This is a genomic window from Streptomyces sp. CB03238 (genome assembly GCF_002099185.1).
Taxonomy (GTDB): Bacteria; Actinomycetota; Actinomycetes; order Streptomycetales; family Streptomycetaceae; genus Streptomyces.
Window position 1 is genome coordinate 14,917 of sequence record NZ_NBCN01000041.1, and the last position, 25,409, is coordinate 40,325.

Annotated in this window: 17 protein-coding genes and 1 pseudogene; 5 read left to right on the forward strand and 13 right to left on the reverse strand. The window is 71.8% G+C overall.

Going from position 1 to position 25,409, the window contains the following annotated elements:
• Positions 1-26: 26 nt before the first annotated feature.
• The gene (locus tag BKD26_RS37445) at positions 27-1,364 is read right to left on the reverse strand and encodes a pitrilysin family protein (protein ID WP_084907536.1); all 1,338 of its coding nucleotides are present in this window, start codon (positions 1,362-1,364) and stop codon (positions 27-29) included.
• A 263-nt stretch (positions 1,365-1,627) separates the two neighbouring features.
• Here BKD26_RS37445 and BKD26_RS37450 point away from each other — a divergent pair, with 263 nt between their 5' ends.
• Positions 1,628-4,081 (forward strand): DNA topoisomerase IV subunit A, encoded by a 2,454-nt coding sequence (locus BKD26_RS37450; protein ID WP_084907519.1) that lies wholly within the window; start codon positions 1,628-1,630, stop codon positions 4,079-4,081.
• 50 nt (positions 4,082-4,131) lie between these two features.
• Here BKD26_RS37450 and BKD26_RS37455 read toward each other — a convergent pair whose 3' ends face one another.
• Positions 4,132-5,277 (reverse strand): DUF1266 domain-containing protein, encoded by a 1,146-nt coding sequence (locus BKD26_RS37455; RefSeq protein ID WP_084907538.1) that lies wholly within the window; start codon positions 5,275-5,277, stop codon positions 4,132-4,134.
• 98 nt (positions 5,278-5,375) lie between these two features.
• A complete protein-coding gene (locus BKD26_RS37460; protein ID WP_084907521.1) occupies positions 5,376-6,422 on the reverse strand; it encodes a GTP-binding protein in 1,047 nt (348 codons plus the stop codon).
• A gap of 130 nt (positions 6,423-6,552) precedes the next feature.
• Here BKD26_RS37460 and BKD26_RS37465 point away from each other — a divergent pair.
• A pseudogene (locus BKD26_RS37465) lies at positions 6,553-8,193 on the forward strand (sensor histidine kinase); the annotation flags it as partial.
• Between the two features lie 518 nt (positions 8,194-8,711).
• Positions 8,712-9,389 carry a response regulator gene (locus BKD26_RS37470; protein ID WP_084907539.1) on the forward strand — a complete coding sequence of 226 codons (678 nt, stop codon included), beginning with the start codon at positions 8,712-8,714 and terminating at the stop codon, positions 9,387-9,389.
• A gap of 9 nt (positions 9,390-9,398) precedes the next feature.
• Here BKD26_RS37470 and BKD26_RS37475 read toward each other — a convergent pair whose 3' ends face one another.
• From BKD26_RS37475 to BKD26_RS37485, 3 genes are all read right to left on the reverse strand, one after another.
• Positions 9,399-10,991: a cation acetate symporter gene (locus BKD26_RS37475; RefSeq protein WP_084907522.1), complete on the reverse strand. Its 1,593-nt coding sequence runs from the start codon at positions 10,989-10,991 to the stop codon at positions 9,399-9,401.
• Positions 10,988-11,467 (reverse strand): DUF485 domain-containing protein, encoded by a 480-nt coding sequence (locus BKD26_RS37480; protein WP_107418132.1) that lies wholly within the window; start codon positions 11,465-11,467, stop codon positions 10,988-10,990. The genes BKD26_RS37475 and BKD26_RS37480 overlap by 4 nt, the downstream gene beginning before the upstream one ends.
• Before the next feature lie 163 nt (positions 11,468-11,630).
• The gene (locus tag BKD26_RS37485) at positions 11,631-13,748 is read right to left on the reverse strand and encodes a DNA topoisomerase IV subunit B (RefSeq protein ID WP_084907524.1); all 2,118 of its coding nucleotides are present in this window, start codon (positions 13,746-13,748) and stop codon (positions 11,631-11,633) included.
• A 440-nt stretch (positions 13,749-14,188) separates the two neighbouring features.
• Between BKD26_RS37485 and BKD26_RS37490 the strand changes: the two genes are divergently transcribed.
• On the forward strand, positions 14,189-14,416 hold the full coding sequence (locus tag BKD26_RS37490) for a hypothetical protein (protein ID WP_073755413.1): 228 nt from the start codon (positions 14,189-14,191) through the stop codon (positions 14,414-14,416).
• 268 nt (positions 14,417-14,684) lie between these two features.
• Here BKD26_RS37490 and BKD26_RS37495 read toward each other — a convergent pair whose 3' ends face one another.
• Both BKD26_RS37495 and BKD26_RS37500 read right to left on the reverse strand, forming a co-directional pair.
• Positions 14,685-15,506 carry a serine protease gene (locus tag BKD26_RS37495; protein ID WP_084907526.1) on the reverse strand — a complete coding sequence of 274 codons (822 nt, stop codon included), beginning with the start codon at positions 15,504-15,506 and terminating at the stop codon, positions 14,685-14,687.
• Positions 15,507-15,658: 152 nt separating this feature from the next.
• Positions 15,659-17,206, reverse strand: a complete 1,548-nt coding sequence (locus tag BKD26_RS37500; RefSeq protein ID WP_084907544.1) for an RNA polymerase sigma factor — start codon at positions 17,204-17,206, stop codon at positions 15,659-15,661.
• Here BKD26_RS37500 and BKD26_RS40745 point away from each other — a divergent pair.
• Entirely contained in the window at positions 17,139-17,306 is a 168-nt protein-coding gene (locus tag BKD26_RS40745; RefSeq protein ID WP_179166852.1) for a hypothetical protein, read from the forward strand. The genes BKD26_RS37500 and BKD26_RS40745 overlap by 68 nt on opposite strands.
• Before the next feature lie 370 nt (positions 17,307-17,676).
• Here the strand turns inward: BKD26_RS40745 and BKD26_RS37505 are convergent, their stop codons facing one another.
• The 5 genes from BKD26_RS37505 to BKD26_RS37525 all read right to left on the reverse strand — a co-directional run bounded on the left by BKD26_RS37505 (position 17,677) and on the right by BKD26_RS37525 (position 25,157).
• Positions 17,677-18,618: a FadR/GntR family transcriptional regulator gene (locus BKD26_RS37505; protein WP_277622445.1), complete on the reverse strand. Its 942-nt coding sequence runs from the start codon at positions 18,616-18,618 to the stop codon at positions 17,677-17,679.
• Positions 18,619-18,724: 106 nt separating this feature from the next.
• Complete coding sequence (locus BKD26_RS37510; RefSeq protein WP_084907530.1) at positions 18,725-20,611, reverse strand: ATP-binding cassette domain-containing protein; 1,887 nt, start codon at positions 20,609-20,611, stop codon at positions 18,725-18,727.
• 110 nt (positions 20,612-20,721) lie between these two features.
• The gene (locus tag BKD26_RS37515) at positions 20,722-21,492 is read right to left on the reverse strand and encodes an NUDIX domain-containing protein (RefSeq protein ID WP_073755417.1); all 771 of its coding nucleotides are present in this window, start codon (positions 21,490-21,492) and stop codon (positions 20,722-20,724) included.
• Positions 21,493-21,610: 118 nt separating this feature from the next.
• Positions 21,611-23,650, reverse strand: a complete 2,040-nt coding sequence (locus tag BKD26_RS37520) for a glycogen debranching N-terminal domain-containing protein (RefSeq protein ID WP_084907532.1) — start codon at positions 23,648-23,650, stop codon at positions 21,611-21,613.
• A gap of 115 nt (positions 23,651-23,765) precedes the next feature.
• Positions 23,766-25,157, reverse strand: coding sequence for a DUF4192 domain-containing protein (locus BKD26_RS37525; protein ID WP_084907534.1), 1,392 nt, complete (start codon positions 25,155-25,157; stop codon positions 23,766-23,768).
• Between the last annotated feature and the right edge of the window lie 252 nt (positions 25,158-25,409).

Sequence of the window (25,409 nt, forward strand, 5' to 3'; positions counted from 1 at the left end):
GGACGTCAGGGACACAGCGGCGTCGCTCACTGGTCGGCCCCCTCTTCTTCCTGGTCGCTGTCGTCGGTGCTGACCGGTTCGTAGACCAGCACCGCGCGGTTGTCGGGGCGGAGGCGGGCCTTGGCGACCGCCTGCACCTCCTCGGCGGTGACGTCCAGGACGCGCTGGACGGCGGTCAGGGCGAGCTGCGGGTCGCCGAACAGCACGGCGAACCGGCACAGTTCGTCCGCGCGGCCGGCGACCGTGCCGAGCCGGTCCAGCCATTCGCGCTCCAGCTGGGCCTGGGCGCGCTCCATCTCCTCGGGCGTGGGGCCCTCGGCGGCGAACCGGGCCAGCTCCTCGTCGACGGCCGCCTCGATGTCGGGCACCTCGACCCCGCCGGACGTCTTCACGTCCAGCCAGCCGAGCGAGGGCGCGCCGGCCAGGCGCAGCAGGCCGAAACCGGCCGCCACGGCCGTACGGTCGCGGCGCACCAGGCGGTTGTGCAGCCGCGACGACTCGCCGCCGCCCAGGACGGTGAGGGCGATGTCGGCGGCGTCGCACTCGCGCGTGCCGTCGTGCGGGAGCCGGTAGGCGGCCATCAGGGCGCGGGCCGGGACCTCCTCCTCGAGGACCTCGCGCAGCTGCTCGCCGATAACCTCCGGCAGCGTCCCGTCCCGCGGCGGCTGCTTGCCGTCGTGGGACGGGATGGAGCCGAAGTACTTCTCGATCCAGGCCAGCGTCTGCTCGGGGTCGATGTCGCCGACGACCGACAGGACGGCGTTGTTCGGCGCGTAGTACGTACGGAAGAAGTTCCGCGCGTCCTCGAGGGTGGCGGCGTCCAGGTCGGCCATGGAGCCGATCGGCGTGTGGTGGTAGGGGTGGCCCTCCGGGTAGGCGAGGGCGGTCAGCTTCTCGAAGGCCGTGCCGTACGGAACGTTGTCGTACCGCTGGCGGCGCTCGTTCTTGACGACGTCCCGCTGGTTCTCCATGGACTCGTCGTCGAGCGCGGCGAGCAGGGAGCCCATCCGGTCGGCTTCCAGCCACAGCGCCAGCTCCAGCTGGTGGGCGGGCATGGTCTCGAAGTAATTGGTGCGCTCGAAGCTGGTGGTGCCGTTGAGGGAGCCCCCGGCGCCCTGCACCAGCTCGAAGTGGCCATTGCCCTGGACCTGCTTGGAGCCCTGGAACATCAGGTGCTCGAAGAGGTGGGCGAGGCCGGTGCGGCCCTCGACCTCGTGGCGTGAGCCGACGTCGTACCAGAGGCAGACCGCGGCGACCGGGGTCAGGTGGTCCTCGGAGAGCACCACGCGCAGGCCGTTGGCCAGGCGGTGCTCGGTCGCTGTCAGGCCGCCGGAGCCGGCCTGGGCTGTGGCCGTGTGACCCATGGGCATGTACGTCCCTTCGATCGCTCTGTGAAAAAGTCCAGCTGCGGGCCGCTGTGGATGTCCCCTGCCACTCTATGCAGCTGCTGCGACCTGCGGCGGACCGCTGTGGAAGTCCTGCCACTGTATGCAAGCGCACTGACACCTGGCGAAGTTCCCGGATCCGCGTTCCGTCCCTCTTCCGGGTCGCGGTCGGCGTTGTCAGTGGGACGGTCCACAATGGTCCGCGTCAGATCAACCTTGTTGGTGAAGGAGCCGCAGCCGCGATGGCCCGCCGCAGCACGAAGACCACGCAGCCAGACGACTTCGAGGAGAAGATCCTCGACATCGACGTCGTCGATGAAATGCAGGGCTCCTTCCTCGAGTACGCGTACTCGGTGATCTACTCCCGGGCCCTGCCGGACGCCCGCGACGGCATGAAGCCGGTGCACCGCCGCATCGTGTACCAGATGAACGAGATGGGCCTGCGGCCCGAGCGCGGCTTCGTGAAGTGCGCCCGGGTCGTCGGTGAGGTGATGGGCAAGCTCCATCCGCACGGTGACGCGTCGATCTACGACGCCCTGGTGCGCATGGCGCAGCCGTTCTCGATGCGCCTGCCCCTGGTGGACGGGCACGGGAACTTCGGCTCGCTGGGCAACGACGACCCGCCGGCCGCCATGCGGTACACCGAGTGCCGGATGGCCGACGCGACGTCCCTGATGACGGAGTCGATCGACGAGGACACCGTCGACTTCAACCCGAACTACGACGGGCAGGAGCGCGAGCCGGTCGCGCTACCCGCCGCCTTCCCGAACCTGCTGGTCAACGGCGCGTCCGGGATCGCGGTCGGTATGGCCACCAATATGCCCCCGCACAACCTGGGCGAGGTCATCGCCGCCGCCCGGCACCTGATCAGGCACCCGGGCGCCGACCTGGAGACCCTGATGCGGTACGTGCCGGGTCCGGACCTGCCGACGGGTGGCCGGATCGTGGGCCTGTCCGGCATCAAGGACGCGTACGAATCGGGCCGCGGCTCCTTCAAGATCCGTGCCACGGTGACCGTGGAGAACGTGACGGCGCGCCGCAAGGGCCTCGTCGTGACCGAACTGCCCTTCGCGGTCGGCCCGGAGAAGGTGATCGCCAAGATCAAGGACCTGGTGGCGGCCAAGAAGCTGCAGGGCATCGCCGACGTCAAGGATCTGACCGACCGCGAGCACGGGCTGCGGCTGGTCATCGAGGTCAAGAACGGCTTCATCCCGGAGGCCGTCCTGGAGCAGCTGTACAAGCTGACGCCGATGGAGGAGTCCTTCGGCATCAACAATGTGGCCCTGGTCGACGGGCAGCCGCTCACGCTGGGTCTGAAGGAACTGCTGGAGGTCTACCTGGACCACCGCTTCGAGGTGGTCCGGCGCCGCAGCGAGTTCCGGCGCACCAAGAAGCGCGACCGGCTGCACCTGGTCGAGGGCCTGCTGGTGGCGCTGCTCGACATCGACGAGGTCATCCGTGTCATCCGGTCGAGCGACAACTCGGCGCAGGCCAAGGAGCGCCTGATCGAGCGCTTCTCCCTGAGCGAGATCCAGACGCAGTACATCCTGGACACGCCGCTGCGCCGGCTCACCAAGTTCGACCGGATCGAGCTGGAGAGCGAGCGCGACCGGCTGAAGAGCGAGATCGAGGAGCTGACCCGGATCCTGGAGTCGGACGCCGAGCTGCGCAAGCTGGTCTCCTCGGAACTGGCGGCGGTGGCCAAGAAGTTCGGTACGGAGCGGCGTACGGTCCTGCTGGAGTCGGCGGGCGCGCCGGTCGCGGCGGCGTCCCTGGAGGTCGCGGACGACCCGTGCCGGGTGCTGCTGTCGTCGACGGGTCTGCTGGCCCGTACGGCGAGCGGTGAGCCGCTGCCGGACAGCGGCGGCAAGCGCACCAAGCACGATGTGATCGTCTCGGCGGTGCCCGCGACGCAGCGCGGCGAGGTCGGCGTGGTGACGTCCACCGGGCGGCTGCTGCGGCTGTCGGTGATCGACCTGCCCCAGCTGCCGGACACGGCGTCCGCGCCGAACCTGTCGGGCGGGGCGCAGGTGTCGGAGTTCCTGACGCTGGACAAGGACGAGACGGTCATCTGCCTGACGACCCTCGACGAGTCCTCGCCGGGGCTGGCGATCGGCACCCTGCAGGGTGTGGTCAAGCGGGTGGTACCGGACTATCCGGCGAACAAGGAGGAGCTGGAGGTCATCGGCCTCAGGGAGGGTGACCGGATCGTCGGCGCGGCCGAGCTGCGCACGGGCGAGGAGGACCTGGTCTTCATCACCTCCGACGCCCAGCTGTTGCGGTTCCAGGCCTCCCAGGTGCGGCCGCAGGGCCGTCCGGCGGGCGGTATGGCCGGTATCAAGCTGTCGGCCGGCGCCGAGGTGATCTCGTTCACCGCCGTCGACCCGGCGGAGGACGCGGTGGTGTTCACGGCCGCCGGTTCGTCCGGTGCGCTGGACCCGACGGCGGCCACGTCGGCGAAGCTGACGCCGTTCGACCAGTACCCGCGCAAGGGCCGCGCGACGGGCGGTGTGCGCTGCCAGCGGTTCCTGAAGGGCGAGGACGTGCTGGTCCTGGCCTGGGCGGGCGCGGCACCGGCCCGCGCCGCGCAGAAGAACGGCACCCCGGTGGACCTTCCGGAGATCGACCCGCGCCGCGACGGCTCGGGTACGCCACTGCCGAAGCAGGTGGAGGTGCTGGCGGGACCGGCGTCGTAACGGGGCATCGCGCGAGGCGCGCCCGCCGGCGGGCAGGCGCGCCGGGGGCGTTATCGCCAGGGGATGTTCCGCCAGGGGCTGCCCTCGTCGTCGGTGAGCAGCCGGTGGGCGGCGAGGGCGCTCTCGTAGAAGCAGCCGTACTCCTCGTCGTCGAAGCGCAGCACCCTTCCGAGCGTGTACCCCGCCGAGAAGCTCTCCCAGGAGGAGTACGCGGCCTTGGCGAGCGCGCCCGCGTGGACGATCGTCTGCTCGGCCTGCTGCGGGTGGCAGTAACGGGCGGAGAGGCCCCAGCGGGCGAGATTGACGGCCCTGCCGTAGTCGTACGCCGAGGCCGTGGTCACCCAGCCATCCTCCGGCAGGAGCCCGTCGGCCCGGAACCGCGCCTCGTAGCGCATGATGCGGCGCACCAGTTCCTCCATCTTCGCGACCAGCGCGGGAGGGGCTCCCCGGTCCTGAAGGCTTCCGGCGGCGGTTTCGCGCCACAGGTCGGCGGGCGGGAGTTCACCGATGCCCTTGCGGAGCTGTTCGCGCACGCGCAGCGCGTACTCGGGCTCGGCCGGACTGTTGCTGTAGTCCAGCAGGGCCTCCGTCTCCCGCTGCCAGCCGCCGTGGTCGGTGATGCCCCAGGACTCGCGCAGCGTGCGCCTCTGGGAGTTGTAGCCGCGGTAGACCGTGCCGACCTCGTTCCAGGGCACACCGTTGGACACCGCGAGGTGCGCCCCGCACGCCAGCCCGAAGGCGAGAGGCCCGAACAGCGGCCCGGTGTGCAGGGCGGTCAGGCGCTCGTCGGTGCTGTGCTCGGCGGCCTCAGCGTGGAGGCGGCGCCACAGGGCCCGGTCCTCGGGCGAGGTCCGCAGGTGCACCGCGACCGGGGAGCCCGGATTGACGGCGAGCCACAGCCTGAGGTCGGACCAGTCGTCGTCCGCCGCCCAGGCCAGGGTGGCATCGTGGAACACCCAGTCCGGGTGCCAGGGCGGCAGCATGCCCCGGGTGAACAGGGGCCTGTACCAGGCACCGGTCATGGGGTCGCGCGCCGATCGCCACCGGACGATGCCGGCCTCGGCGTCGACCTCATGGCGGGCCTGGCCGATGAACAGCTCGGCGGCCGCCAGGACCCGCAGTTGCGCGTGTACGTCCCCGCGCTGCCCTGCCTCGTACAGCTGCCGCTCGACGTGCGTGGGCGGTACCCAGTTCATGACCACGGCACGCTCCGGTCCGGGTTCGCGCCGTACGGCGGGCGCTCGGCCTCTGCCGACGGTATCCGGTGTGTCGTCCCCGATATCACGGGATGATCTTAGGGAGCGTCTTCGGCGGGCCTGTCCGCGGGCTCGGGCACGTACCGCAGGACGCCCCACATGCTGTGCTCCTCCGGGGCGTCCTGCGGGCCGGTCACCCGGCAGTCGTCCAGGGCTTTGTGCAGGGCGTCGCCGTCCGTGCCGGAGCCGATGAGGACGAGCTGGGTGAGGCGTTGCCCGCCGTGCGGCCAGGGCTCGGGGTAGAAGCGGAGGAAGCGGCCGACCGCGTGCAGGGCGTAGCGGTTGGCGGGGTCGAGGGCGCCGAAGTCGACGAAGCCCTTGATGCGGTAGAGGCCCTCGGGGCGGGAGTCCAGGAAGTCCAGCAGCCGCCGGGGGTGCATCGGCTCCTCGGCGGTGAAGGAGACGGTGTCGTACGCCGCGTGCGGATGAGCGTGGTGCTCGTCCTCACGCAGGTCGTCGAAGGAGAGCTGCCCTTCGATCTCGTCCTCCCGGCGCGTAGCGCGGTCGAAGAGGAGCTCGGGGTCGACCCGGCCGTACGCGGCGTCGACGACGGCGGCGCGCTCGGCAAGGCCGGCGACGGTCGTGCGGACGCGGCGCAGCTCGTCGTGGCCGACCCGGTCGGACTTGTTGACGACGACGAGGTCGGCGATGCGCAGATGCCTGTCGGTCTCGGGATGACGTGCGCAGATGGCGTCGAACTCGGCGGCGTCGACGACCTGGATCAGCCCGCCGTACACGACGCGGTCGTTGTCGCTGGCGAGAATCATCCGCACCAGTTCCTGCGGCTCGGCGAGGCCGCTCGCCTCGATGACGATGACGTCGAGGCGGGAGGAGGGCCGGGTGAGGGTCTCCAGGTAGGTGTCGAGCTCACTCGCGTCCACGGCGCAGCACAGGCAGCCGTTGCCGAGGGAGACGGTCGAGCCGACCTGTCCGGCGACGGTCATGGCGTCGATCTCGATCGAGCCGAAGTCGTTGACCATGACGCCGACGCGGGTACCTCTGGCGCTGCGCAGCAGGTGGTTGAGCAGGGTCGTCTTTCCCGACCCGAGGAAGCCCGCGAGGACGACGACGGGGATCTGCTGCACGCTGCTCAAGGGGCACCCTTCTCGGTCGGCTCCGCGTTCGGCGGCTTGCGGCCCCCAGAATAGGCGGGGCTCCTCGTGGCAGTGACGTCGGACATTTCATAAAGGTGCCCGGCCCTTTACCGTTCCTGGCATGAGCCCCGCACCGACCTCCGCCCCCTCCTCCGCCGTGCGCGCCCCCGCGCGACGCCGGCGGTTCGGCTGGCCGCAGCGGGTGTTCTCGCAGGTCCTGCTGATGCAGCTGGCCATCGTCGTGGGCGTCACGGTGCTGGCCACCGGCCTGTTCCTGGCGCCGCTCAGCGCCCAGCTCGACGACCAGGCGATGCGGCGGGCCCTGGCGATCGCCGAGACCACCGCATCGAGCGAGGTCGCCGAGGAGCTCACCAGCACGCCGCCGAACGCCACCGGGCCCGTACAGGCGGAGGCCGAGCGGATCAGGCGGGCCACCGGCGCCGAGTACGTGGTGATCATGGACCGGCGTGGTGTGCGGTGGTCGCACACCGACCCGGCCCAGATCGGCAGGGTCGTCTCCACCGACCCGAGCGAGGCCCTCGCGGGCAAGGACGTGATGGAGATCGACAGCGGTACGCTCGGGCGCTCGGCCCGCGGAAAGGTTCCGCTGCGGGACGCCGGGGGCGAGATCGTCGGCGCGGTGTCCGTCGGCATCGAGTACGACAGTGTCCGCGCGCGACTGCTGGCGGCGATCCCGGGGCTGCTCGCGTACGCGGGCGGTGCTCTGGCCGTCGGGGCGCTGGCCGCGTACCTGATCTCCCGGAGGCTCCAGCGGCAGACCCATGACCTGGCCTTCTCCGACATCTCGGCGCTGCTCGCCGAACGTGAGGCGATGCTGCACGGGATCCGTGAGGGCGTCGTGGCGCTGGACCGGGCGGGGCGGATCCGGCTGGTGAACGACGAGGCGCAGCGGCTGCTGGGTGTGGGGCCCGAGGCCACGGGCCGGCCGCTGGAGGAGGTGCTCGGGGAGGGGCGTACGACCGACGTACTCGCCGGCCGGGTCACCGGTGAGGACCTGGTGACCGTACGCGGACACAGGGTGCTGATCGCCAACCGGATGCCGACCGACGACGGGGGTGCCGTGGCCACCCTCCGCGACCGTACCGAGCTGGAGCGGCTCGGGCGCGAGCTCGACTCCACGCGCGGCCTCATCGACGCCCTGCGTGCACAGGATCATGAGCACGCCAATCGGATGCACACGTTGCTGGGGCTGCTGGAGCTGGAGATGCACGAGGAGGCGGTGGAGTTCGTCACCGAGGTGGTGGGCGTGCATCGGGCGACGGCCGAGCAGGTCACGGAGAAGGTGCACGACCCGCTGCTGGCCGCGCTGCTCGTGGGCAAGGCCACGGTGGCGGCGGAGCGCAGCGTCTCGTTGCGCCTCGCGCCCGGGACGCTGCTGCCCGACCGGCTGGTCGAGCCACGTGAGCTGGTGACGGTCGTCGGCAACCTCGTCGACAACGCGGTCGACGCCGCGGCCGGGTCCCAGGAGCCGCTCGTCGAGGTCGAGCTGCGCACGGAGGGCCGTACGGCGGTCCTCCGGGTCACCGACAGCGGGCCGGGCGTCCCGCCCGAGCGGCGGGAGCTGGTCTTCACGGAAGGCTGGTCCACCAAGGACCTCCCCGCCCACGGGGGCCGCCGCGGGCTGGGCCTGGCCATGGTGCGCCGCCTGGCGGAGCGCCAGGGCGGCACCGCGGACGTGTCGGAGGCCCTGGGCGGCGGGGCGGAATTCATCGTCGTCCTCCCGGAGGCCCTGACGGACCCCGGCCAGGTGGCCGTGGAGGTGGACGGGACGACGGGCCACGCGACGGCCCACCCGCCGACCGGGGACACCCCGCGCCCGGCGCGGCCCGAGTCCCCGACGGGGCTCGGCGGGCCGGAGAGCCGCGAGGAACCGACCGGTCCGGCCGGGCTCGCCGAACCCGAAGATCCGACCATCTTCGCGGCCGGCGAGGCGCCACCAGAACCTCAGCGGCCGACGGGCCCCGCCGAGACGCCGGTGGCGCCTGCGCGGCCGACCGGCGTCACCCGGGGGCCTGTGGCGCTCGTGGGGCCCGTGGGGCCCGTGGGCGGCATCGAGAGGCCTCTGGGGAGTAAGCGGCTGACGGGTGCCGCGGGGCCCGTGGTGCCTGAGCAACCCACGGACGCCGCCGAGGCGCCGGCGGCGGGTAAGCGGCCGACGGGCTCCGCCGAGGCGACGGCGAGGCCTGAGCGACCCACGGGTCCCGTGGGGGAGCCGGTGCGCGCCGCCGGGGTGGAGGCGGACGGGTCCGGGGGTTCGTGGTGATCGGCGTACTGGTCGTGGACGACGACACCCGGGTCGCGGCGATCAACGCCGCGTACGTGGCCAAGGTGCCGGGTTTCCAGGTCGTCGCGCTGGCTCATAGCGCCGCGGAGGCACTCGCCCGGGTCGAGGACTTGCCGGTCGACCTCATCCTGCTCGACCACTACCTGCCGGACGAGAACGGCCTCGCGGTCGTGCGGGAGCTGCGCCGGCGCGGGCACCAGACCGACGTGATCATGGTGACGGCGGCCCGCGATGTGGCCACCGTCCAGGCCGCTCAGCGCCATGGGGCGCTCCAGTACCTGGTGAAGCCGTTCAACTTCGCGGGCCTGCGCCCCAAGCTGGAGGCGTACGCGGCGCTGCGGCGCACGCTCGACGGCGGCGGCGAGGCCGAGCAGGCGGAGGTGGACCGGATCTTCGGCGCCCTGTCGGTGAACTCGGGCGCGCCCGACCTGCCCAAGGGCCACTCCCCCACCACGGCCGAGCTCGTACGCCAGGTGCTGCTCGCCGCCGACGGCCCGCTGTCCGCGCAGGAGATCGCGGAACGGGCGGGGGTGAGCCGGCAGACGGCGCAGCGGTATCTGAAGCTGCTGGAGCGGGCCGGGCGGGTGCGCCTGTCGTTGAAGTACGGCGAGACCGGCCGCCCGGAACACCGCTACACGTGGGTCCCCTCGTAGGCCACCGGCCTACACCGCGCCCGCGCCCGTCAGAGCCCGTACCTCCGTCTCCGCGTGCCTGGCCTCGTCCGGAGGCTCCCGTGAGGTGACCGTGCCGAGCCAGCCGGCGAGGAAGCCCAGCGGGATGGAGGCCAGGCCCGGGTTCTGGAGCGGGAAGAGCTGGAAGTCCACGCCGGGGAAGAGCGCCTCGGGGCTCCCCGAGACGACGGGCGAGAGCGCCACCAGCAGCACGGCCGGGACGAGCCCTCCGTACACCGACCAGACCGCGCCGCGCGTGGTGAAGTTCCGCCAGAACAGCGAGTACAGCAGCACCGGCAGGTTCGCGGAGGCGGCGACCGCGAAGGCGAGCCCCACCAGGAACGCCACGTTCAGGTCCCGGGCCAGCAGCCCGAGACCGATGGCGACCGCGCCGATGCCGACGGAAGCCACGCGCGCCACCGCGACCTCGCCGTACCGCTTTGCTCCCGGCCGCTTCAGCGAGGCGTACAGGTCGTGTGCGACCGACACCGACGAGGCCAGCGTGATGCCCGCGACGACGGCCAGGATCGTCGCGAACGCCACCGCCGCGACCACCGCGAACAGCACCGCTCCGCCGGTCGAGCCCGCTCCCCCGCCCAGGTCGAGGGCGAGCAGCGGCACGGCGGTGTTGCCCGCGGCGTTGGACGCCCGCACCTCCTCGGTGCTGACGATCGCGGCGGCGCCGAAGCCCAGGACGATCGTCATCAGGTAGAAGCTGCCGATGAGACCGATGGCCCAGACGACCGAGCGGCGGGCGGCCCGCGCGGTCGGCACGGTGTAGAAGCGGGACAGGATGTGCGGCAGTCCGGCGGTGCCGAGGACCAGCGCCAGGCCGAGGCTGATGAAGTCCAGGCGCGCGGTCCAGTCCCCGCCGTACTTCAGACCGGGTGACAGGAAATCCCGGCCGTGCCCGCTGCGTTCCGCCGCGGTGGTGAGCAGCTGGTTGACATCGCCGTGGAAGCGCAGCAGGACGAGCACGGTGAGCGCGATCGCGCCCGCCATCAGCAGCACGGCCTTGACGATCTGGATCCAGGTGGTGGCTCGCATCCCTCCCAACGACACATAGATCACCATGAGTGCACCCACGCCGATCACGGTCCACGAGCGCGCGGCTTCGCTCGTACCGCCCAGCAGCAGCGCGACCAGGCTGCCGGCCCCGACCATCTGCGCCACCAGATAGAGAACGGACACGGTGACCGAGGAAGTTCCCGCCGCGATCCGCACAGGCCGCTCCCGCATCCGCGCCGCGATCACGTCGGCGAGGGTGAACCGGCCGCAGTTGCGTACGAGTTCGGCGACCAGGAACAGCACGACGAGCCAGGCCACCAGGAAGCCCACCGAGTAGAGCATCCCGTCGTAGCCGAAGAGGGCGATCAGGCCGGAGATGCCGAGGAAGGACGCGGCGGACATGTAGTCGCCTGCGATCGCGAAACCGTTCTCCATGGGGGAGAACAGCCTGCCTCCGGCGTAGAACTCCTCCGCCGAGCCCTGCCGGCGGCGGCTCACCCATGTCGTGATCGCCAGCGTGCCGGCGATGAACGCGCTGAACAGCAGGAGTGCCAGTACCTGGTGGTCTCCGGTCAACGCTCGACCGCCCCTCGCGTCAACTCCTGGGTGTCCCAACGTAGATCGAGGGCGGCGCGGTCGCGGTGCAGCCGTGCGTGGCGTACGTACGCCCAGGTGAGCCCGAAGGTGGTGAGGAACTGCCCCAGCCCCGCGATCATCGCCACGTTCACCGCCCCGGCCACCGGGCGGGACATCAGGCCGGGCGCCGTGGTCGCCGCCACGACATAGGCCAGGTACCAGGTGAGGAAGGCCAGGACGGCCGGTACGACGAAGCGCCGGTAGCGGCCGCGTACCTCCTGGAAGGCGGCGCTGCGCTGCACCTCCAGGTAGATGTCGGACGCGCTGCGCCGGTCCCGCGACGGCTGGGCGGGGCCGGGCACCACGGCCGCCGGCGCCCCCGTGCCGTCCCCCTCACCCCAGCCGGAGGCCAGCGCGTCGTACCACGGGTCATCGATCCGCACTGCCGCGGCATCGAGTCCTTCCCTGTTCTCCACCGGTCAACTCTCCTTGTCGGCGAACCGTTTCGGCCGCGTGCACAAGGATGGGCAGACCGGGAAGATCCCGGACTCTTCTCTTCCCGCTCTTCACCCCATCAGGTGACGTCATGGAGAGGTCCCGGCTCCGCACGCTGTCGGAACCGGGACCTCGGGGGGCGACTCAGGCGTCGATGCGCGACCGGTCCAGGGTCGCGGCGGAGCTGGTGATGAACTCCTTGCGCGGTGCCACGTCGTTGCCCATCAGCAGGTCGAAGACCTGCTCCGCGGATTCCAGGTCCCCGATGTTGATCCGGCGCAGGGTGCGGTGCCTCGGGTCCATCGTGGTCTCCGCGAGCTGGTCGGCGTCCATCTCGCCGAGGCCCTTGTAGCGCTGGATGGAGTCCTTGTACCGGATCCCCTTGCGCTGGAATTCCAGCAGCGTCTGGCGCAGCTCGTTGTCCGAGTACGTGTAGACGTACTTGTCCTGGCCCTTCTTGGGCTGGATGAGCTCGATGCGGTGCAGCGGCGGTACGGCGGCGAAGACGCGGCCCGCCTCGACCATCGGCCGCATGTAGCGCTGGAAGAGCGTCAGCAGCAGGCAGCGGATGTGCGCGCCGTCGACGTCGGCGTCCACGAGCAGGACGATCTTGCCGTACCGCGCGGCGTCGATGTCGAAGGTCCGGCCGGACCCCGCTCCTATGACCTGGATGATCGCACCGCACTCGGCGTTCTTGAGCATGTCCGAGACGGACGACTTCTGGACGTTGAGGATTTTTCCACGGATCGGCAGGAGGGCCTGGAACTCACTGTTCCGGGCGAGCTTGGCCGTGCCGAGCGCGGAGTCTCCCTCGACGATGAAGAGCTCGCTGCGCTCCACGTCGTCGCTGCGGCAGTCGGCCAGCTTGGCGGGCAGCGAGGAGGACTCCAGCGCGGTCTTGCGGCGCTGCGCCTCCTTGTGCTGACGGGCCGCGATCCGCGTACGAGCGGCGGCGACGGCCTTTTCCAGCACCGCGCGGGCCTGGGCCTTGGCGTCGCGCTTGGTGGAGGTCAGGAAGGCCTTCAGCTCCTTGGCGACCACATTGGCGACGATGCGGTTCGCCGCCGACGTACCGAGGACCTCCTTGGTCTGGCCCTCGAACTGCGGCTCGGCGAGCCGCACGGTGACCACGGCGGTGAGGCCCTCCAGGGCGTCGTCCTTGACGATGTCGTCCTCGGCGACGCGCAGCATCTTGGTGGAGCGCAGCACCTCGTTCACGGTCTTGGTGACCGCGCGCTCGAAGCCGGTGACATGGGTGCCGCCCTTGGGGGTGGCGATGATGTTCACGAACGACTTCACCGCGGAGTCGTACCCGGTCCCCCAGCGCAGCGCGACGTCGACGCCGAGCTCACGGGTGACCTCGGTGGGCGTCATGTGCCCGCGCTCGTCGAGGACGGGCACGGTCTCCTTGAAGGTGCCCTGTCCGGTCAGCCGCAGCACGTCGCAGACGGCCTTGTCCTGCGCCAGGTACTCGCAGAACTCGCTGATGCCGCCGTCGAAACGGAACGTCTCCTCGCTCTTGCCCACGCCCTCCAGGTCGCGCTCGTCCCGGACCACGATGGTGAGGCCGGGCACCAGGAAGGCGGTCTGGCGGGCGCGCTGGTGCAGGTGCTCCAGGGAGAGCTTGGCGTCCTTGAGGAAGATCTGGCGGTCCGCCCAGTACCGCACGCGGGTGCCGGTGCGGGTCTTCGGCACGCGCTTGGTCTTGCGCAGCCCGTTGGCGGGGTCGAACGGGGCGTCGGGGCCCGACTCGGTGAAGATCCCGGGGACGCCGCGGCGGAAGCTGATGGCGTGCGTGGAGCTGTTGCGGTCGACCTCCACGTCGAGGCGGGCGGACAGCGCGTTCACCACGGAGGCGCCCACGCCGTGCAGGCCGCCGGACGCGGCGTACGAACCACCGCCGAACTTGCCGCCGGCGTGCAGCTTGGTCATGACGACCTCGACGCCGGAAAGGCCGGTCTTCGGCTCGACGTCGACGGGGATGCCCCGGCCGTTGTCCCGGACCTCCACGGAGCCGTCGTCGTGGAGGATGACCTCGATGTGGTCGCAGTACCCGCCGAGGGCCTCGTCGACGGAGTTGTCGATGATCTCCCAGAGGCAGTGCATGAGACCACGGCTGTCGGTGGACCCGATGTACATGCCAGGCCGCTTGCGAACCGCCTCGAGCCCCTCAAGTACGAGCAGGTGCCGCGCGGTGTAGTTGGAACCGTCACGGTCTGCGGTCAGCAGCGCACTGGACGGCACGGACGTCTCGGCGGTCACGCGGTTCGCTCCTCGCTGAATTTGGAAAGTGGCCTGTGGGGGTAAAGGCCCGGCGTCTGTCACCGGTCAGAGGGTACAGAGGCCTGGTAGAGCCGTTGTAACGCCACCCACGTGAAAACTCATGCTAGTCCAGAGTCGCAAGGGTGTTCGATCCCTCGATGGAGTGACGTGGACATCACGTTCCCTTCCAGGCATGAACCATTTAGGCTCCGGGCACGTCCTCATGAACAACCGGCAACCGCCGGGAGGGCTGAACGAGACTGAACGAGACAAGCAACGCGAAACCCGTAGAGCACAGCAATACGGCTCATTCGCCGCCAACCGGCAGCAGACAGCCTCCTGGGAAAAGCTTTCAGGGAAAAGCCACGAGCGGGAACGTTTTCGGCCTGGTTGGATGTTGACCCTGGTACGACAGCTCGTCGAGCTAGAGAAGAGGCGACGTGACTACTGTTCTGACCCCCGCGAGCCCGCTGACGGCCGCCGACCGCTGCGACCGCTGCGGCGCCCAGGCATATCTGCGCGTCGTGCTGACCAGCGGTGGTGAACTGCTCTTCTGCGCCCACCACGGGCGCAAGTTCGAGCCGGAACTCAAGAAGATCGCCGCGGAAATACAGGATGAGACGGACCGGCTCACCACCGTGCCGAACGCAGTCGAAGAGGACCGCTGACACTCTTATCCACGACGAGCCAGGGGCCCGGTCCAGGACCGGCCGACGGGCGACCGCCCCCACCGCGTGGGGGCGGTCGCCCGTTCTCATGCCACTGACCGCTGTCCGGCGCCCCGCATCCTCGCCCGCGCCCCACAGCTACCGTGCGGCGCCCTTCGGGCACCACCCAGAGCGCCCGTCCGGCGACCTCGCGCCACCGCGCTGTCCCAGTGACGCGCCTTGACGTCGTCCGGCGACGATTCAGGCAGGCGGCACCGGAAGGTGCCCCTCAAACCGCCGGCAGCACCGCCGAGACCCGCGTGTACACCCCCGGGCTGCCCGGCTCCCCGCAACCGCTCCCCCAGGACACCAGCCCGATGAGCCGCCCGCGCGCCACCAGCGGTCCCCCGCTGTCCCCCTGGCACGCGTCGCGGCCGCCCTCGGGGTCCCCCGCGCACAGCATCGTGGCGGGCAGGTAACCCCCGCCGCCCGCCTCCGCCGGGTAGGCCCGCGCGCACACCTCGTCCGGGAGCACGCGTACGGTCGCCGAGCGCAGCGTGTACGCGTAGGAGCCGCCGCCCGTCGTGTCGCCCCAGCCGTACACGGCGGCGCTCGTGCCCGGCCGGTAGGCCGGATCGCCGCGTCCGGCCGCCTTGATGACGTACGAGCGCGGCAGCGCGCTCGCCAGCGTGAGCACGGCGAGGTCGCCGGACTGGGTCGCGGCGTCGTACGCGGGGCTGATCCACGCCCCGGTCACCGGAATCTCCCGCCCGCCCGCCTCCCGCAGCTCCGTGCGGCCGACGATGACCTTGAGGTCGCTCAACTCCTTCGCCTCCGTACCGAGCACCGTCGGCCCCAGGCAGTGCGCGGCGGTCACCACCTTGGTCGGCGCGACGACCACGCCTCCGCAGAACTGCCCCGCTCGCGTACCCCCGAACCGGTCACGGCTGGAGAGGGCCACGGCCCAGGGACTGTCGGAGGCGCGTACCGGCTGTCCTCCGACGACGACGCTGTCGGCGGCCACGGGCGCGGGCGTACTGAGCGGCAGGACGGCCGTGGCCACGATGGCGGCCACGGCCGCGGTCCGCTTCCGGGTGATGGGACGACGCATGCGGTCTCCTGACTCTCCGCTGAACCAGCTTCACCCAGAGTCGGCCAGCGCGCCGCGCCGCGCACCCCAGCGACGTGGACTCGCCAGGCACGCCGGAGGGCCCGGCTCCCCCTCGGGGAACCGGGCCCTCCGCCTCGTACAACCGCCTGACCTCAGTCGAGGTAGTCCCTCAGCACCTGGGAGCGCGACGGGTGGCGCAGCTTGGACATGGTCTTGGACTCGATCTGGCGGATCCGCTCACGGGTCACGCCGTAGACCTTGCCGATCTCGTCCAGCGTCTTCGGCTGGCCGTCGGTCAGACCGAAGCGCATGGACACCACGCCGGCCTCACGCTCGGACAGCGTGTCGAGCACCGAGTGCAGCTGCTCCTGCAGGAGCGTGAAGCTGACCGCGTCGGCCGGCACGACCGCCTCGGAGTCCTCGATCAGGTCACCGAACTCGCTGTCGCCGTCCTCGCCCAGCGGGGTGTGCAGCGAGATGGGCTCACGGCCGTACTTCTGGACCTCGATGACCTTCTCGGGGGTCATGTCGAGCTCCTTGGCCAGCTCCTCCGGGGTGGGCTCACGGCCCAGGTCCTGGAGCATCTGGCGCTGGACGCGCGCGAGCTTGTTGATGACCTCGACCATGTGCACCGGGATACGGATGGTGCGGGCCTGGTCGGCCATGGCACGGGTGATCGCCTGACGGATCCACCAGGTGGCGTACGTGGAGAACTTGTAGCCCTTGGTGTAGTCGAACTTCTCGACCGCGCGGATCAGACCGAGGTTGCCCTCCTGGATCAGGTCCAGGAAGAGCATGCCGCGGCCGGTGTAGCGCTTGGCCAGGGAGACCACGAGGCGGAGGTTCGCCTCCAGCAGGTGGTTCTTGGCCCGGCGGCCGTCCTCGGCGATGATCTCCAGCTCGCGCTTGAGCTTCGGGGCCAGCTTGTCGGAGTTCGCCAGCTTGTCCTCGGCGAACAGACCGGCCTCGATGCGCTTGGCGAGCTCGACCTCCTGCTCGGCGTTGAGGAGGGGGACCTTGCCGATCTGCTTCAGGTAGTCCTTGACCGGGTCGGCGGTGGCACCGGCGACGGCGACCTGCTGCGCGGGCGCGTCGTCCTCGTCCTCGTCCGAGAGCACGAAGCCCTTGTTCTCGCCCTCGGCCTCCTCGTCCTCGCCCTTGCCGGGCGCGACGTCCTCCAGCAGTTCCTCGCCCTCGATGACCTCGTCGGCATCCTTCTTTGCCGTGGTCTTCTTGGCGGCGGTCTTCTTGGCGGCGGTCTTCTTCACCGCCGTCTTCTTGGCGGCGGTCTTCTTGGCGGCCGCCTTCTTGGCAGGGGTACCGGCCTCGTCGGCCGGGGCGTCCGCGCTTTGGGCCGCCGGAGCCGCGGCGGCCGCGACGGACTTCGTCACGGCCGTCTTGGCGGTGACGGTCTTGGTGGCGGTGCGCTTTGCCGGGCTCTTCGCTGCGACGCTCTTGCGGGTGCGCTTCGGCGACTCCGCTGCACTGACCATCAGCGTCACACCCTCTTCCTCGAGGATCTGATTGAGGCTGCGCAGAACATTCTTCCACTGGGTTGGCGGAATCTGGTCAGCCTCGAAGGCCCGACGCACGTCATCGCCGGCGATCTGCCCATCAGCCTTTCCCCGCTCGATGAGCGCCATCACAGACTCGGACTCGGCGATCTCCGGCGGGAGCGTACGGGATGTGCTGGCCGACACGAACAACCTCTCGGAACGATGGAAACGGCTTCCGGCCCCGCCCATGATCGGGCCGGAGCCGACGACCGTCGGCTGGGGATGTGCCGACGACGCGGGCTGAACCTCGGAGGTGCACAGCGCCATGAACGGCTGCTGTATTCCCTCCTCGGCTGTCACCTCTTAGGTCATCGCAGGGCTTCGACGAGCGTTACGCCCAATCCGCGTGGCCCGAGTCACACCCCGTATGCATCCAAATACCCCCAGACCGGGAGGTCACCCCCCATCGTGCCGCCGAATCCCCTGTTCTCTGGGGTACGCCATCGACCTCGCCATGCCCCCGCGCCCGAGCCGGCGGACGCCGCCGCGGATGTTTCGGACGCGCCGGGCCCCTTGGCTGATCCCTGGGGGCCCGGCGACACACGCCGCGTACGCGAAGGTGGACACGCCGTGTGGCACGCGCGGCGCCGGACTGCCCGCCCTTGTGGGGCGGCTCAGTGTTCGCGCGGGGCGGGGACGACCCGCTCCACCTCCGGGTGCACCGTCAGCAGTTGGCGCATGGCGGCCTCGGCGGCCGGTCCGTCGCCGCCGGCCAGGGCGTCGACGATGCGCGCGTGGTGGGCGAGGCAGGGCTCGCTGGGGCGGTCACAGCTGATCGAGGGGGAGCCGGAGACCTGGAGGGCAGCGGACACGATGCCGGAGAGGTGCTCCAGCATCCGGTTGCCGGCGAGCTGGATCAGCAGGTTGTGGAACTCGGCGTCCGCACGGGAGAAGGTGATCGCGTCACCCTGGGCGAAGGCGTGGCCCATGATCTCGACCATGTCGCCGAGCCGCTGCTGGATGTCCTCGCGGCCGTGGCCGGCGGCGAGGCGCGCCGCCAGCGGCTCGATCGTCCACCGCAGCTCACTGAGCTCACGACGCTGGTCCTCGCGCTGCGGGCCGAAGGCGCGCCATTCGATGATGTCCGGATCGAGCAGGTTCCAGTCGCTGACCGGGCGGACGCGGGTGCCGACGTTCGGACGGGCACTCACCAGCCCCTTGGCCTCGAGGACGCGCAGCGACTCGCGTACGACGGTACGGGAGACCTCGAATCGCTGGCCGATCTCCTCCGGTACGAGCGGCCGGTCGGCGCCCAGGTCGCCGGAGACGATCATCTGGCCGAGCTGCTGGACGAGTTGGCCGTGCAGTCCGCGGCCGCGGCTGCCGGCCGTCCGCCGGCCCACCCGTCCCAGCTCCGAGTCGGCGCCGTCCCAGGAGGGAGGCCCGACGCGGTCGGCGACGGAAGCCTCCGTGTAGGGGTATCGGTCCAGTCCGCCCTGGGCCGTGAGGCCGGTCTCCACGGGGCGGGCGGCGGTCATCATGGTGTGCGCAAGGGTACTCACGCATCCTTTGTCGGCGCGGCCTCCACGACCCTTGAGGTCTTTGGTGAAAAGCACACGAAAGGGTGATCGGCGCCCGCTCTCCAATTGACGCCTTATCGGAAGGAACCGGGCAATTTCCAAGGGAGTTGTGACCGTTTGAAGCGCTTTGGTCACGGCTCGGTCACCAACGGGCCCTACGGCGCAGCACCGTGAACAGATAAGCGCACGTAAGGACCGTGAGCGACAACACCAGTGCTGTGCCCACCGGTTGAGCGATCACCCGCGCCGCCGCCAGGAGCCAGCGATCGGTCTCGTCGGGCCACTGCGTCCAGGCCAGTTCGCGCAACCGGGCCGGGAGCCCCGCGATCGAACGCACGGACGGGCCTACGAGCGCCTTCTGTACGAGCGGGGCGATGACGACCGGTACGGCGAGCACGGCGGCGACGCCCGCCGCGGTCGCCCGGAAGACCCCGGCCGCCAGGAGCCCGGCCCAGGCGCAGCCCACCAGGAGGCCGGCCCAACCGATGCAGAGAGCCGGCCAGTTTTTCGGTACGGGAATCAAGTCGCCGCCGTACATGAGCCGGAGCACCTCGAGGTCGACGACCGCGACGAGGAGGGCGAGCAGGAGGGCGGCGGCGGCGGTGACGGTGAGCTTGGCGAGGAGGAGTCCGAGACGGCGCGGAACGGTGCCGCGACCGGACGAGAGGACGGGGTAGCGGTACTCCTCACCGAACGACAGCGCGCCCAGCAGGCCGGCACCGAGGGCGGCGGGCGGCAGCGGGAGCAGGCCGGGCCAGGCGGCCAGGACCGCGGGCAGGGGGGTGCCACCGGGGCGCGCGAGGAACACGGCGAGGACGGCGGACGTGACGAGGGCGGCGGCGGCGATCAGGGGCCCCGTGGGCACGCCGAGGAGGCGGCACAGCTCGTACCGCAGGGGGCGGAGGGGGCTGCGTACGGGCTTGCGCACGAGCGGCGGCGGCAGCGGCCCCACACCGCCCCGGGCACGGTCCGCCGGCTCGGGGGCGGGGGCGGGCGCCTTCGGGGGCGCCGGGGCGGCGGTGGAAGCCGGGGCGGTGGTGGAAGCCGGGGCGGTGGTGGTCTCTGCGGCGGGAGCCGGGGCGGCGGCAGGGGCGGGTGCCTTCGGGGGCGCCGGCGCGGGAGTGGAGGCGGGGGCCGGGGGTGGGCCGGGGATGGGGCCCGTGTCGCCGATCTCGTGGGCGAGTTGGTGGAGGAGAACACCGTGCCGGAAGGCGGTCTCACCGATCTCGGCGCAGTCGCTGCCGTACACGGACAGCCGGTTGCCCTCCTCGGTGACCACTTCGACCGAGCGGTGCGCGGCGCGCGCCTCGCGGCTGACCACGGCGGCGAGGCGGGCGGCATGAGGCGTACGGACGGCGACCCGGGAACGCAGCCGGGTGCGGGCGAACGCGGCCGCGTCCTGGTCGGCGACCAGCCGTCCTTCCCCGATGGTGACGACGTGGTGTGCCGTGCGGGCGGCCTCCTTGGGATCGTCGGTGGTGTAGAGCACCGTGCCACCGTGGGCGGCGTGGGCGCGCAGCAGGCCGAACAGCCAGCTGGTCTCGCGGGGCGACAGTTTGGCGGCCGGCTCGTCGAGCAGGAGGGTGTGCGGGTCGCCCAACAGGGCGGCGGCGACGCCGAGTCGGCGTTCCATACCGAGGGACAGGGTGCCGAGCCGCTGGTCGCGCAGGCCGGCGAGGCCGACGATGTCGAGCATGTCGTCGGCGCGGGACGCCGGTACCCCGGCGGCCGCGCAGAGCATGCGCAGTTGGCCGCGGCAGGTCCGGGCGGGGTGGCCGGGTACGTCGCCGAGCAGTACGCCGACCTCGCGGGCGGGGTGGGCGATGCGGTGGAGGGGGCGGCCACGGAAGTAGGTGACCCCGCGGCCCGGTTCGAGTTCGAGCATCATCCGCAGGGCGGTGGTCTTGCCCGAGCCGGTGGCGCCGAGCAGTGCGGTGACACTGCCCGGTCGGGCCTCGAAGGTCAGATCGTCCACGGCGGGCGGACGGTCTCGGCGGGGGGTGCTGGTCAGTCCGATTGCCTGGAGCATCGCTTCTCCCGCGGTAGAGGAAACCGCTCGGCGGCAGGGGCGGGTACCGAAGCAAGATAACGCGATATTTCGGACTTTTTGCGCAGGGTTGAGCGGTGGGGCCCGAGGTGTCAGACCTCGGGGCGAAGCATCGGCGGGTTGAGCAGGGTCGCGCCTCCGGCTCTGAAGAGCTGGGCGGGCCGGCCGCCCTGACGCGTCGTGGTGCCGCCGGAGGGCACCAGGAACCCTGGCGTACCCGTCACTTTGCGGTGGAAGTTGCGCGGGTCGAGAGCGACTCCCCACACCGCCTCGTAGACCCGGCGCAGCTCACCGACCGTGAACTCGGGCGGGCAGAAGGCCGTGGCCAGCGACGAGTACTCGATCTTGGAACGGGCACGCTCCACTCCGTCGGCCAGGATCCGCGCGTGGTCGAACGCGAGCGGCGCGGGCTGCTCGCCCTCCCGGCCGAAACCGCCGTCCTGGTTGAGCAGCTCGTCGACGGGGGCCCAGCGGGCGCTGTTGGCGTCGCCGCCCGCCCGGGGCGCGGGGAGGTCGGGCGCGAGCACGAGGTGGGCGACGCTGACCACTCGCATACGGGGGTCCCGCTTGGGGTCTCCGTAGGTGGCGAGCTGCTCGAGGTGGGCACCATTGCCGGCTTCCGGGAGCGGGGTGCCCGGGTCGTGCGCGCAGAGCCCCGTCTCCTCGACCAGCTCCCGGGCCGCGGCCGCGCCGAGATCCTCGTCGGGCCGTACGAAGCCGCCCGGCAGTGCCCAGCGCCCCTGGAACGGCGGCTCTCCACGCCGTACGACCAGTGCGCACAGCGCGTGGCGGCGAACCGTGAGCACCACCAGGTCGACGGTCACGGCGAAGGGCGGAAAGGCCGACGGGTCGTAGGGCGACATGCAGCGATCATAGTCGTCTTCCTGACGATAAACACGCTCCTCGGCCTCCCCGGTGGTCACTTCTTCCTCCCCCCTGCCGGCGTGTGTGCCGCCTGCCGCGTGCACCGCGCGCACCCGGTCACACGCCCAGCTGAAGGCCGGGGGCGGCCTCCTCGACCATGCCCAGCCCCAGCCTGCTGACCCGCACGGCGAACGGCTCCCCCGCGACGCACAGCCCGGACAGCCGGATCGCTCCGAACGGGGCGCCGCGCATGGGTTGCAGCGCGACGGTGTGGGCGGGGACGTCCGGGCGGATCCCGGCCACGGTGGTGAGCAGCTGGATGCCGGCGGCCGAGGCCACCGCGGCGGGACGGCACGCGGCGGGGTGCGGGACGGGGGCGCTGTCACTCGTGCGCTGGTCCCCCGCGTACATCTCGGGCAGCCGGTACGCGAATGCCTCGGCTGCGTCGAGGAGGCCGCGCAGCAGGGATGTGGCCTCCTTTTCGTACCCCGCGGCGGCCAGGCCCGTGACGGCGACGACCGTCTCGTGGACCCGTACCGCCCCCGAGCGGTGTCCGAAGGGGTTGTGTCCCGGTTCCTTGGCGCCGAGGCTGCGCAGGCCCCAGCCGGTGTCCATGACCGGGCTCCCGAGCAGCCGGGCGACCTGCTCGGTCTGGACCTTGTCGAGCAGGCCCTCGGCGCACCGGCCGCCACCGAGCAGGCCGGTGTCCAGGAGGTGCGCCGCACCGGCTCCCAGATGTGGCAGTGGGCGGCCCGCCGGTGTGCGTGCGGCGGCGGGGCGGCCGCCGGTCGGGTCGTCGAGCCAGAACTCCTCCCGGAAGCGGTGGCGCAGGGCGTGGGCCCAGTCGCGCCAGCCGTCCGCGCCGGGGCGGCCGCAGGCCTCCAGGAGATCGGCACCGAGCAGGGCGGCCCGGTGGGCGTGGGCCTGCGTCTCGGCGCGCTGGAGTCCGGCGGGGCCCGGCTCGCGCAACAGGCCGTTCTCCGCCGCGGCGGTACGCAGCCAGTGCAGGCAGCGCTCGGCGGCCGGGAGCAGCTCCGTGAGGTCCTGGTCCGGCAGGCCCCAGCGTCTGGCCTCGGCCAGCACGACGGGGAAGGCGAGGGTCGCCTCGGCGCCGGTGCAGATGGGCGGCAGGTGCGGGCCGGTGTCGCGGAGCGGCCCTGGAATGCGTCCCGCACCGGGTCCGGGGCCGGTGAGCTGGGTGCGGGCGAGGGTGCGCAGCGTGGAGGCGGCGAGCTGGGTACCCAGCGGGAGTGCCATGCGGGCGGCCCACAGCGCTTCCGCCGGGGCCGGGCCGCAGCGCCACGGCACGCCGGCGGCCGGATGGAGGTCGGCCGGGTGGGCGGGATCGCGCACCAGGAGCGCCCGCAGATCCCCGAGGCCGGTCCGGAGGAGCTTCTCCACGCGTGGATCGTCTCCCTCGGCCCGGGCGTCGGGGAGGCTGTGGCCGCCCGTCCGGCCCACCGGACGCGCGGTGTGTGGGTAGCGCATCCGCACGTCGAGGGTGATGGTGCGGGCAGTGCCGGGCCGGAGCTCCAGCTCCCAGCGGAGCAGTCCGGCGGAGGCGAGGGTGTCCTCGGGGGGCGGCTCGGCGGTGACGATCGCATGGCCACCGTCGGGTGCCGACCAGCGCAGGCCCGAGTCGTGCACCGTCGCGCGCAGTTCGGGGCAGCGCCGGCCGGACGCGACGGCGCCCAGGTCCGCGAGGTCGGTGCCCAGGGCGATCTCGACGGGAAGCCGCAGGCTGCGCCCCAGCGAGCTGCGGAAGGTGATCCGTTCGGTGCCGTCCGCGTGCCGGGACCGCTCCACGCCGACGCCCGGATCGGGGCCGGGGTCGGCGGAGGTGCGCACCACGGCGACGAAGCGGACCCGGTCGGCGGAGAGGAGCCGACCCTGCACCGTGACCGGGTCCCGGCCGGCCACGCGCAGGTGGCAGCGGGAAAGGACCCGGCGGCCCGAGTGGTAGACACCTTCGAGGCCCTGGCCGGTGAGCTGCCCGTGCCGCGCCGAGACGGCGAAGGACGGCAGGGCGACGCAGACGAGGGCATCGTGCACGGGTGGCAGTTCCCCGGGGCGTCCCGGCGCCGGGGGTGCGAGTCCGGCGGCGGACGGCTGTCGGAACGGCGGGACGGGGGGCGGGGACGGGACGGTGAGGTCCATGGGTGGTGTGCTGAGCCTTCTGTGCGCTCCGGACAGCCGCTGGAGGTACGACGGCACGGGTCGGGCGACTCCGCCACACAGGGCAACGGTGCCACCCGGGTCCGGGTCACGGCTGTCACCGCCCGCTCCTGCTGCCGCGTCCGCCGCTGCGACGGGCCGCGCGGGTGCGCGCACGGGCCGCGGCGCCCTCCGGCCGGACCGAGCCGGGCAGCGTCGTCGAGGCGGCCCTCTCGGCGGCGGGGAGCCGTACCTGTCGGGACCGCGGACGGCGCCCGGCCTTGCCTGCACCCGAGACCGCCCGGGCGCCGGCCCCCACCCGTGCCCTCGATGCGGCCTGAGCCCCGGAAGCGGCCCTCGCCTCGCCTGCGGCACGCGCGTCGCGCTCCTGGCGGAGGCACCGGCGCAGCGACTCGGGGTCGAGGCCCTCGTTGCAGGCCTGGTGCAGGAGCCTGGCGAAAACGTACTCCGGGTCGACCTCCAACGCGAGTGCCAGCGCCACCCGGGCGCCCGGCTCGTCACCGGTCGACCAGGCGACCCAGCCTGCAAGGGTCAGCGGCGCGGCGGAGTGCTCGACGTAGGCCCCCACACAGCGGCGGGCCAGCGCGCGCCAGAGCCGCAGGGCCGGTGCCGCCTCCGCGCCCTCCATCCACTCCGCCGCCCGGTCCCGGGTCTCCCGGTCCTGGAGCCCCAGGATGACCGCGGCCGCCTCGTCGTGGCCGATCAGCTGGTCGTCCTGGGCGTCCGCCGCCGTGGGGTCCATGATCCGTGGCGCGCCCGCGAGGCGCCTCAGGAGCTCCTCCGCCAGCCGGATCGTGTCCGCACGCACCTCGTCGCGGCCGTCGATGTCCAGGATTCTGGGCACCAGAGCCGCGCCGGCACTGTCGAGCGCCCGCAACTGCTCGGCCGCCACCGCCACGTCGTACCGCCACGGCCGCAGCCGCTCCTCCATGTCGCGCAGCGAACCGCGCACCTGGATGCCGGCGTACGCCGCGGCGGCCGCCATCACCGACGTACCGGGCAGGGCCAGGGGATTGCCCTCGGGTGGGCAGCATCGGGTGTCGGGGCAGCAGTAGGACCAGAAGCGGCCGTCGGAGATGCAGAGCGCTTCGTACACCGGCACGTCGAGCGTGCCGCAGGCGGTACGCAGGCGCTGGGCGAGCGGACGGAGGCGCTCCATGACGCGTCGGCCGGTCTCGCCCTCGGCGGGGTCCTGGCACAGGAAGACCACGATGCCGTCGGGCCGTGAGCCGCGCCGCTCGCATCCCTCGATGAGGCATTCGGCGAGCTGCTCGGCGACGGGCGGCCACTCTCTCGGCGAGCGCGGGATGCCGAGCCTGAGCCGGCCGCCGAAGCGGCCGCGCTCGCCGTGGAGCGCGACCATCACGATCGAGTCGGTCGGGTGATAGCCCATCATGTACGGGAGCGCGTCGGCCAGTTCTGCCGGTCCGCGCAGGGTGATCTGCTGCTGGTCGTCGGTGGGTCCGGTGGTGTCGTGATGCTTGTTCATGGTCACGACGGTCCCGCGAACGACGTCGGCCGTCGACCCCTGTGGACAACCGCGGATCGGCACGAAATGTCGCTGTCCACAGGGCCGACGGCTCGCTCGCGTACAGAGCGTCCGGCTGGTATACGCGCGCGGCGCGACCGTGTCGTATCGCCGCTCGGCTGCGGATCGCCGGAACACCGGTTCGCCGGTTCGCCGGTTGATGCTCCTATTGGTCGTCAAGCGTGGGGAGGTGCTCGCAGGAGCGAGGTACCT

Excerpts from the sequence above, each read along its gene's own strand:
- BKD26_RS37445 (WP_084907536.1), bottom strand. The coding sequence starts at position 1,364 with ATGGGTCACACGGCCACAGCCCAGGCCGGCTCCGGCGGCCTGACAGCG.
- BKD26_RS37450 (WP_084907519.1), top strand. The coding sequence starts at position 1,628 with ATGGCCCGCCGCAGCACGAAGACCACGCAGCCAGACGACTTCGAGGAG.
- BKD26_RS37455 (WP_084907538.1), bottom strand. The coding sequence starts at position 5,277 with ATGAACTGGGTACCGCCCACGCACGTCGAGCGGCAGCTGTACGAGGCA.
- BKD26_RS37495 (WP_084907526.1), bottom strand. The coding sequence starts at position 15,506 with ATGCGTCGTCCCATCACCCGGAAGCGGACCGCGGCCGTGGCCGCCATC.
- BKD26_RS40745 (WP_179166852.1), top strand. The coding sequence starts at position 17,139 with ATGAGCGCCATCACAGACTCGGACTCGGCGATCTCCGGCGGGAGCGTA.
- BKD26_RS37510 (WP_084907530.1), bottom strand. The coding sequence starts at position 20,611 with ATGCTCCAGGCAATCGGACTGACCAGCACCCCCCGCCGAGACCGTCCG.
- BKD26_RS37515 (WP_073755417.1), bottom strand. The coding sequence starts at position 21,492 with ATGTCGCCCTACGACCCGTCGGCCTTTCCGCCCTTCGCCGTGACCGTC.
- BKD26_RS37520 (WP_084907532.1), bottom strand. The coding sequence starts at position 23,650 with ATGGACCTCACCGTCCCGTCCCCGCCCCCCGTCCCGCCGTTCCGACAG.
- BKD26_RS37525 (WP_084907534.1), bottom strand. The coding sequence starts at position 25,157 with ATGAACAAGCATCACGACACCACCGGACCCACCGACGACCAGCAGCAG.